Genomic DNA, 8917 nt, shown 5'->3' with positions numbered 1-8917 from the left:
ATATTGATACAAGACCATATAAGCATAAAAAATTTATTGGGACTGCTGATATTGACAAAATTTACGACAACTTGAAAGTCTTAATTGATAAGAAAAGTGAATTGGAAGAAGAAATTAATAAACTTGAGGAATACAAGAAAAACCTTGAAATCCTAGATAAATATGGGATAGATATATCTAAAGTAAAAAATCTAAAATATTTTGACCATAGATTTGGACAAGTCAGTAAGGATGGAAGGTTCATCCTGAAAAATAACTACGAGAACATACCTTCATTGATTTTACATCTTGATAGTAGTCTTGATAATATGTCGCTTGCGTATCTGGATGAGCTATTTGCTCTTGATAAGGAAACAAGTAAGTTAAGAAAAGATACAGATGATATTATTCATAAGGAGAAGGAAAACACATTTAATGTAATTAGTGAACTTGATAGAAAGTATCAAGGATTAATTAAGGAAAAATCAGATGAAGTTTATACGAGCATTATGGATGAGGCTGAAAAAATAAAATCTGATATTAATACTGACTTTATAAATAAGAAAGATGCCTTAGAAGAGATTTACAATAAGAATAGTGAAGATATAGTTGTTGAACTAACTGAGGATATCTTGGAAGAAGAGGAGAAATAATTGGCAAATAATAGAAAAAATAAAATTATTGACAGCAAAGAAAATTATTTGTTAGTTTATCCTAATCAAGTAAAAGAAGATATAAATAGAGCTGTCAATACAATGGGATTTATAGATAAAGAAACACCTGATTCTGATAATCTAGATGCCATTAATGATAAATTAGATAAAGCTAACAAAGAGATTAGAGAACTTGAAGATAAGATTCAAGCAATTAAAAATGAAAATAGCAATCTTATAGAGGATATACCATATTCAATTGAATACTACGAAAAAAGTGCTCAGATCAAGGATAAGATGGCAAAAGGTGACAAGTACTTCTACCTTAGTGGCTGGGTTCCAAAGTCAAAAGTAGATGACTTTAAGAAACTCGAAGATAAATACGAAAAAACTAAGGTAAAAACAAATGCAAGGGGGTATTCCCAGCAACCGCCAACAAAATTAAGAAATAATATTTTTTTTAGACCATTTGAATTTTTGGTTAATATGTATGGCGCTCCAAATTATAATGAGATAGATCCTACACCATTTTTTGCGATAACTTATTTGTTATTATATGGAATGATGTTTGGAGATTTAGGACAAGGACTTGTCTTTGTGCTACTAAGTTTTTATGTTGACAAGATTAATAAAACTTTTGGCGGACTTATCAGAAGAATCGGTATAAGTGCATCAATTTTTGGTTTATTGTATGGTTCCTTTTTTGGTATAGAAACTCTTATACCTACATTACTAATAAAGCCATTCGATAATATTATGACAGTGCTTATTGCAGCTGTTGCCTTTGGTGTTTTATTAATGGTTATTTCTTATTTGATAGGAATTTACAATAAGGTTAAAAAACAAGAAGACATAGAAGAAGGTATTTTTGGTAAGGAAGGTCTTGCTGGACTTATGATGATGATATCTTTCATTATGATAATCCTAAATATTGTAGGTAAAAATCCATTACCAATGCCTGCAGGTCTTGTTTTGTTGGTTGTTTCAATTATTATGATTATATTTAAGCAACCAATAGCAAGAAGGATTGAAGGATATTATCCACTATATGATTCTGGAAAAGGTGACTATTATGTTGAGAGTTCCTTCTCAATAGTAGAAGCTTTGTTGTCAGTTTTTTCTAACCTTGTATCATTCACAAGAGTGGGTGCATTTGCAATAAACCACGTTGGTTTATATATGGCTTTTGAGGTAATGGCAAAACTTGCTGGAGGAGGAGTTATTGGAATAATAATTCTTATTTTAGGCAACATATTAATAATAGGACTTGAAGGAATGATTGTATTTATCCAAGGTTTAAGACTAGAGTTTTATGAAATGTTTAGTAAGTATTATGAAGGAAATGGTCGTAAGTTTAGACCAATTAGAGAAAATTAAGGAGAAATTATGATTTTAAAAATTGCATTATTAGCTTTGGCAGTTGTCGTTATGACAATATATTCAGGTTTATACCTTTTGAAAACAAATGAAGATGCTTCCAAAGCAAAAATTAGAAAAGCACTTAAGCTAAACTTATTTACTTTTGTGCCAATTATGGTTATGATGATTGTTCTTTTGTTTCCAACAACATCAAAGGCAGCAGAAGCTGGTGCAAGTGCAGTAGCAAGCGATGGTCTTAAATATATTGGTGCAGCCTTATCTACAGGACTTGCGACCATTGGTACTGGTTATGCTGTTGGTACAGTTGGTTCCGCAGCTCTAGGAGCTATTTCAGAAGATCAATCAATACTTGGTAGAACAATTATTTTCGTAGGTCTAGCAGAAGGTATTGCTATCTTCGGAGTAATTATTTCTATCCTTATCCTATACGCTTAAAATGAAGGCAAAGTTAATAAGCAGGGATCCGAGTCTAAGCTTAATGTTTAGGCTTGGGGCCATAGAAACAGAACAGGTAGATGACTTGAGTAAAACTCACGAGATTTTTAAAAAATCTGTAAGAGATGAGAATCTAGCTGTTCTTATATTAAGTAGACCAGTATATAATCATATAGCTGGTTTTGTTGATGAGTATAGAGAAAATGCAAGTAAGCCTTTAATCGTAGTTATTGATGGTTGATTGGAGGGAATATGCTAGATTTAGAAGCTAAAATTTCATCCTTTAGAAAAATGGTATGGGATGAAGAGAAGGAAAAAAGTGAGGACGAATTATATAGTTCTACTGAAGAAAATTCAAAGTTAGTTGATGATAAGAAAAAAGAGTTAGAGAAAAAGCTAGCAAAGAGTCTGAGGGAAAGAAAAACTTTTGCAGAGATGAGAAAAAATGAAAATGTCTCTAAGAAGGAATTCGATGCAAAAAACAACCTATATTTATTTAAACAGGCTCTATTACAAGATTTAAACTCTAGAATTGTTGATAAATTAGTAGCCTATACTGAAAAGGACGACTATAAAAAAGGTCTCAACTTAAGTATTAACAATTCTGTTAAAGACTTAAATATGGCTAAGGATGAAGTTATTATTAGTGTATTAGATAAAGATAAGGAGTTAATAGATTTTCCTAATGTTGAAGTCCTTGATGATGAATACATAGGTGGTTATATTATTTCAAACCTTGATCGTGATTTTAGGTATAATTACACTTATTTGAATAAGTTAAAAGATAAGAAATATGAAGTAGGTAAAAGATTGAACCAACTTCTTGAAAGTGAGAGTTTTAATGAATCCAAAAATTAAAACAATTAATGGACCAGTAGTTATAGCTGATAATGCCAGAGTGCTTACTGTTCGTGAGATGGTTTCTGTAGGTAATTTAAAACTTATAGGAGAAGTTATATCTTTAGAAGGTGATAAGGCAACTATTCAGGTATATGAAGATACTTCTGGACTTAAAGTAAATGAAGAAATACTTCCAACATCAAGGCCACTTTCTGTTAGACTTGGACCAGGTATGCTTGGAAATATGTTTGATGGTATTCAGAGACCCCTAAAAAGCATCATGGATAAAAATGGTGCTTTCATTCCATCAGGAATCGGATTTGAAAACTTAGATACTGATAAAAAGTGGGATGTAGAAATAACTGTAAGGGTTGGACAAAAAATAAACAGGGGTGAAATATACGCAACCATAAAGGAAACAGAAACTATAGAGCATAGGCTTATGGCATCTGTTGACGGAGAGGTTGTTGAAGTTGCTAATGATGGTAAATACACCCTTGAAGATACTGTTGTAAAAATCAAAACCAATAAAAAAATTGTCGAAGAAAAGCTCTATCAATATTGGCCAGTTAGAAATCCTAGACCAGTAATGGCAAATTTGCCAATCGAAAAATTATTTGAGACAGGACAGAGAGTTCTCGACGTATTTTTTCCTTTAGCTAAGGGCGGTACAGTAGCAATTCCAGGTGGGTTCGGTACTGGTAAGACTATGCTCCAACACCAACTTGCTCAATATTCTGATGTAGATATTATTATTTATATAGGTTGTGGAGAACGTGGTAATGAGATGACTCAGGTACTTGAAGAATTTCCAGACCTAATAGATCCTAATACAGGTAAGGGTCTTATGGAAAGAACAATTCTTATAGCAAATACTTCTAATATGCCTGTAGCAGCAAGAGAGGCATCAATTTACACTGGTATAACCATGGCAGAATACTTTAGGGATATGGGATATGATGTAGCTTTGATGGCGGATTCATCATCTCGATGGGCGGAAGCTTTGCGTGAGATATCAGGTAGACTTGAAGAGATACCAGCAGAGGAAGGATATCCAGCCTATCTAGGATCAAGACTTTCACAATTTTATGAAAGAGCTGGATATTATAAAAACTTAAATGGAAGTTATGGCTCAGTTACACTAATAGGCGCTGTTTCACCTTCAGGGGGAGATTTTTCTGAGCCTGTTACAGAAAATACAAGAAGATGTGTAAATGTATTTTTAGGTCTTGATCGAAAACTTGCGTATTCTAGACACTATCCAGCTATCAACTGGCTATCATCTTATTCAAATTATATTGAAAAGATTAGGTCGTATTATGAAGAAAGACTCGGAAGAGATATTATTGGTGTAAGAAATGAGCTTATGAATGTCCTTCTTGAGGAAGATGAAGTAAGATCAATTATGATGCTTGTGGGAGAAGATGCTCTATCAAACAGTCAAAAGAATATTTTGGATGTTTCAGGCCTAATCAGAAATGGATTTCTTCAACAAAATGCCTATAATGATATAGATAAGTATGTTCCTCTTGAAAAACAGGTTAAGATGCTCGATATCATTTACAACTACTACAAGAAGAGTAAGGAAGCTATAGAAAACGGTCTTAGTCACAAGGCAATATATGACCCATCTTTAATTAATGAAATAACTCAAATGAAATATAATATAAAAAATGATGAGTTAGATAAGTTTATAGACTTAAATTCAAAGATAGATAACCACTTTGTAAGTGTTAAGGAAGGTTAATAGATGAGAAAAGAATATACTAAAATTAGAAAAATCGAATCATCTATGATAGAAATCGAGAAAGTTACAGATGTTGCCTACAAGGCTGTAGTTTCTGTCCATGCTTTGGGAATAGATTTTGTGGGTCAAGTTGTTAAAATAGATGATGATATTGTAACTATTGAGGTTTTTGGTAATACTGAAGAGTTTTCCTTAAATGATATTGTAGTAAGTTTTCATGAAAAGCCACTTGAGCTTCCTTTAAATGAATCTATTCTAGGCAGAACTTTCAATGGTATAGGTGAGCCTATCGATAATGGTGGAGATATTTACTCAGATGAGAAATTTTCTGTAGAAGGACTACCTCTTAATCCTGTGGCTCGTGAATATCCTAGAGATTTTATTCAAACAGGTATTTCATCAATTGATACACTTACAACGTTAATACGTGGTCAAAAGCTACCTATATTTTCAGGTTCAGGTTTATCACATAATGAAATAGCAGCTCAAATTGTAAGACAAGCTAAGTTGAAAACTGACGAAGATTTTTGCTTTGTCTTTGCTGCTATGGGAATTAAGAAAGATGAGGCAATGTTTTTTGAGGATGCCTTTAATAAGGCAGGTGTTCGTGATAAGGTGGTAATGTATCAAAATCTAGCAGATTCTCCTATTATGGAAAGGTTGGTTGCCCCAAAGTGTGCATTAACTGCTGCAGAATATCTTGCATACGAGAAACACTATCACGTTTTAGTTATAATTACAGATATGACTTCTTACTCAGAAGCCTTGCGTGAAGTTTCTTCTATTAGGGGGGAGGTTCCTTCTAGGAAGGGATATCCAGGATATCTTTATTCAGATCTAGCTTCCCTATATGAAAGAGCTGGAATGATTGAAGGTGTAAAGGGCTCTGTTACACTAATTCCAATTTTGACTATGCCAAACGATGATATTACCCATCCTGTAGCCGACCTAACTGGATATATTACCGAAGGACAAATAGTAATTGATAGGGCATTATCGAACAAAGGAATTTACCCACCAATAAATGTTCTTCCATCTTTATCAAGACTTATGAAGGATGGTATAGGCGACGGATACACTAGGGCAGACCACGAAGACTTAATGAATCAGATTTATGAGTCATACTCTAAAGTTCAAGATGTAAGAAATATCTCTCAGATTGTAGGTGAAGATGATCTTTCAGATGTTGATAAAAAGTATTTAAAGTTCGGGGATGAGTTTGAAAGAAAGTTCTTGTCTCAAGCAAGAAATGAAAATAGAGAACTTGAGGAATCTCTTGATTTAGGTTGGGAAATCTTGAAAATCTTACCTAGAAATGAGCTTCACAGAGTTTCAAAAGAAAACTTAGACAAATATATAGGTGAGTAAGATGCAAACAGCTAATGTTGCAGCTACAAAGGCGAACTTGATTAAGGCTAAGGATGAATTAAAGCTTCTTGTAGGTGGCTATGATATACTTGATAAGAAAAGAAAGGCCTTGATGCAAGCCTATGATGCTAAAATCAAAGAAAGAAATGAACTTAACGAAATTGTAAATAAGACTATTAACCTTGTAGAGCACAAGTTTAGAAAAGTCTTAGCTAGTATTGGCGAGGCGGATCTTGATTCTATTTCAAAAACTGTACCAATAGATAATAGTATTAACTTAAAAATTGATAAGTTTATGCAGACTGAGATTTCTGAAATAACTTTTGATGAAGTAAAACTTAATCTTTCATATTCTTTCTACGAGACTAATGCTTCTTTCGATGAAGCTATATTATCCTTTAATGACTTAAGATCAAGGCTTTTTAAGCTGGCAGAATTAGATACAACTATAAATTCTTTGGATAGGGAAATTAAAAAAACTAGTAAGAAGGTTAATAGTTTGGATAAGGTTCAAATTCCTAAGTATAAGGAAATGATAAAGACAATTTCTCAGAGTATAGAAGAGAAAGAAAGAGAAGAATTTTCAAAGACAAAGATTGTCAAAGAAAATAAGCTTAGAAAAGAAAATAATTAAAAAGCTGATTCCTCTGTTGGTATTTGCTAGCAAGGGGAATCAGCTTTTTTTATGCAATTTCTATAAATTAATCAAAAACAACCTTAGGCTAATTCTTTTTCTGAGTTTTTCATATATTCATATATTTTAACAGCTATAGCCATTTCTATTCTCTTTCTAAAGAGTTTACAAGAATATTCATAGATATTATTGATATCACCAGTAGCATTGTAGGAATTTGCTGCACAACCTCCAGAACAATACATATTTGCCCAACAAGACCTACATTCACTCTTAGAGTAACAATTGCAAGTCTTGAATTGATTTACAAGTTCTGGATGAACTATACCATCTCTAATATTTCCAATTATAAAGTCCCTATTACCTACAAATTGGTGGCAAGGGTAAAGCTCTCCTGTTGGAGTTACAGCCATATATTCAGTTCCTGAGCCACAACCAGAGATTCTCTTATGAACACAAGGACCATTTTCTAGGTCAATCATGTAATGGTAAAATATAAAATCTTCATCCTTATCTATTTTATCCATCAACATATCAGCAAGCTTTTCATATTGCCTATAAATTGTTTCTAAATGTTCTTCCTTTAAAGCATATGGTTCATCAGGTTTGCCTACAACAGGTTCAAGAGAAGTTCTAGTAAAGCCGAGATCAAGGTAGGTTTTTAAATCTTCTGTGAAGTCTAGGTTATTGGCGGTGAAAGTTCCTCTCATATAATATTCTTTATCGCCACGTTTTTTCACAAAATTTTGGAATTTTGGAACGATAGTATCGAAAGAACCCTTCCCATTGAGAGTTTTTCTAAAATGGTCGTGTTTTTCTTTTCTTCCATCTAGGGATAGGACTACATTTTTCATATTTTCATTCAAATAGTCGATTACATCATCATTCAAGAGTAGACCATTAGTTGTAAGGGTGAAATTAAAGTGTTTGTTGTATTCAATTTCCTTACTTTTTGCATATTCAACTGTGTCTTTTACTAAATTAAAGTTCAATAGTGGCTCACCACCAAAAAAGTCGATGTCGAGATTGTAGTGACTTCCTGAATTTTCAAGTAGAAAATCTATTGCACCTCTAGCAACTTCTTTTGTCATTATAGCATCTGGTCCTGAATATTTTCCGCCTTTGGCAAAACAATATTCACAAGAAAGGTTACAGGTATGAGCTACATTTAAACATAAAGCCTTGAGAGTTGTAGGCTTTTTCATAATATCTATCGATAAGTCCTTATATACATCTTCTGAAAACAATAATCCTTCATTAACAAGTTCATTAACTTCCTCGTAAGCATCGTCAAATTGTTCATGAGAAAGTTCGTAAGTATTCAAGATTATTTCTCTTATTTCATCCTTATTTTTATCTTCATATAGACTGATAATATCATAAGTTACATCGTCAACGGCGTGGACAGACCCACTATATATATCTAAAACAATATTAAAGCCCTTGGCCTTGTATTGGTGTATCATTATCTCTCCTTTTTCTTACTATAGGCTTTTACTAGGAATTGAGAAACTTCTAACAAAAACCTTACAAATAAAAAACTTATCCAAGTTTATTGCTTAGATAAGTCAAAATCTATTATTTATTTTTTTTGCTAACACATTCTTGATTAGCAACACCACAGCTAGTTTTACATGCGGATTGGCAAGATGTTTGACATTCACCACAGCCACCATGTTTTTTACTTTTGTGGAGATTTCTTGTATTTAAGGTTACAATTCTTTTCATATGTACTCTCCTTTTCTTTTCTTAATAATAACAGTTTTAATCCGTTTTGTCAATTATACAAGCAATTTTATTGTTTGGTATATTTATATTTATTTCATTATCCATAAGAAAGTTAATGTTTTTTATTATATCTTCGTCAATAAGCTCACCTGG

10 protein-coding genes are annotated in these 8917 nt (G+C 32.6%); 8 read left to right on the top strand and 2 right to left on the bottom strand.

The window, feature by feature from the left end:
* The 8 genes from Q0W95_RS06545 to Q0W95_RS06510 form a co-directional block, all read left to right on the top strand.
* Positions 1-632, top strand: a 632-nt coding sequence (locus Q0W95_RS06545; RefSeq protein WP_297791089.1) for a hypothetical protein, incomplete at its 5' end; no start/stop codon positions are given.
* Positions 633-2009 (top strand): V-type ATPase 116kDa subunit family protein, encoded by a 1377-nt coding sequence (locus Q0W95_RS06540; protein WP_297791087.1) that lies wholly within the window; start codon positions 633-635, stop codon positions 2007-2009. It begins immediately after the preceding gene.
* Positions 2010-2018: 9 nt separating this feature from the next.
* Positions 2019-2447 (top strand): ATP synthase subunit C, encoded by a 429-nt coding sequence (locus Q0W95_RS06535; protein ID WP_297791085.1) that lies wholly within the window; start codon positions 2019-2021, stop codon positions 2445-2447.
* 1 nt (position 2448) lies between these two features.
* A complete protein-coding gene (locus Q0W95_RS06530) occupies positions 2449-2688 on the top strand; it encodes a V-type ATP synthase subunit F (RefSeq protein ID WP_297791083.1) in 240 nt (79 codons plus the stop codon).
* A gap of 11 nt (positions 2689-2699) precedes the next feature.
* Positions 2700-3305 carry an ATPase gene (locus Q0W95_RS06525; protein WP_297791081.1) on the top strand — a complete coding sequence of 202 codons (606 nt, stop codon included), beginning with the start codon at positions 2700-2702 and terminating at the stop codon, positions 3303-3305.
* A complete protein-coding gene (locus Q0W95_RS06520; RefSeq protein ID WP_297791079.1) occupies positions 3289-5034 on the top strand; it encodes a V-type ATP synthase subunit A in 1746 nt (581 codons plus the stop codon). Before Q0W95_RS06525 ends, Q0W95_RS06520 begins: the two co-directional genes overlap by 17 nt.
* A 3-nt stretch (positions 5035-5037) precedes the next feature.
* Positions 5038-6402, top strand: a complete 1365-nt coding sequence (locus Q0W95_RS06515) for a V-type ATP synthase subunit B (RefSeq protein ID WP_297791077.1) — start codon at positions 5038-5040, stop codon at positions 6400-6402.
* Position 6403: 1 nt separating this feature from the next.
* Positions 6404-7036: a V-type ATP synthase subunit D gene (locus Q0W95_RS06510; protein WP_297791075.1), complete on the top strand. Its 633-nt coding sequence runs from the start codon at positions 6404-6406 to the stop codon at positions 7034-7036.
* Between the two features lie 83 nt (positions 7037-7119).
* Here Q0W95_RS06510 and scfB read toward each other — a convergent pair whose 3' ends face one another.
* Both scfB and scfA read right to left on the bottom strand, forming a co-directional pair.
* Positions 7120-8502 carry a thioether cross-link-forming SCIFF peptide maturase gene (scfB, locus tag Q0W95_RS06505; RefSeq protein WP_297791073.1) on the bottom strand — a complete coding sequence of 461 codons (1383 nt, stop codon included), beginning with the start codon at positions 8500-8502 and terminating at the stop codon, positions 7120-7122.
* 112 nt (positions 8503-8614) lie between these two features.
* A complete protein-coding gene (gene scfA / locus Q0W95_RS06500) occupies positions 8615-8764 on the bottom strand; it encodes a six-cysteine ranthipeptide SCIFF (protein WP_004835906.1) in 150 nt (49 codons plus the stop codon).
* Positions 8765-8917: the final 153 nt, after the last annotated feature.

The sequence above is a fragment of the uncultured Anaerococcus sp. genome (assembly GCF_947253225.1).
Taxonomy (GTDB): Bacteria; Bacillota; Clostridia; order Tissierellales; family Peptoniphilaceae; genus Anaerococcus.
This window is presented reverse-complemented; position numbering and strand designations above follow the sequence as displayed.

Excerpts from the sequence above, each read along its gene's own strand:
- Q0W95_RS06535 (WP_297791085.1), top strand. The coding sequence starts at position 2,019 with ATGATTTTAAAAATTGCATTATTAGCTTTGGCAGTTGTCGTTATGACA.
- Q0W95_RS06530 (WP_297791083.1), top strand. The coding sequence starts at position 2,449 with ATGAAGGCAAAGTTAATAAGCAGGGATCCGAGTCTAAGCTTAATGTTT.
- Q0W95_RS06525 (WP_297791081.1), top strand. The coding sequence starts at position 2,700 with ATGCTAGATTTAGAAGCTAAAATTTCATCCTTTAGAAAAATGGTATGG.
- Q0W95_RS06520 (WP_297791079.1), top strand. The coding sequence starts at position 3,289 with ATGAATCCAAAAATTAAAACAATTAATGGACCAGTAGTTATAGCTGAT.
- Q0W95_RS06515 (WP_297791077.1), top strand. The coding sequence starts at position 5,038 with ATGAGAAAAGAATATACTAAAATTAGAAAAATCGAATCATCTATGATA.
- Q0W95_RS06510 (WP_297791075.1), top strand. The coding sequence starts at position 6,404 with ATGCAAACAGCTAATGTTGCAGCTACAAAGGCGAACTTGATTAAGGCT.
- scfB (WP_297791073.1), bottom strand. The coding sequence starts at position 8,502 with ATGATACACCAATACAAGGCCAAGGGCTTTAATATTGTTTTAGATATA.
- scfA (WP_004835906.1), bottom strand. The coding sequence starts at position 8,764 with ATGAAAAGAATTGTAACCTTAAATACAAGAAATCTCCACAAAAGTAAA.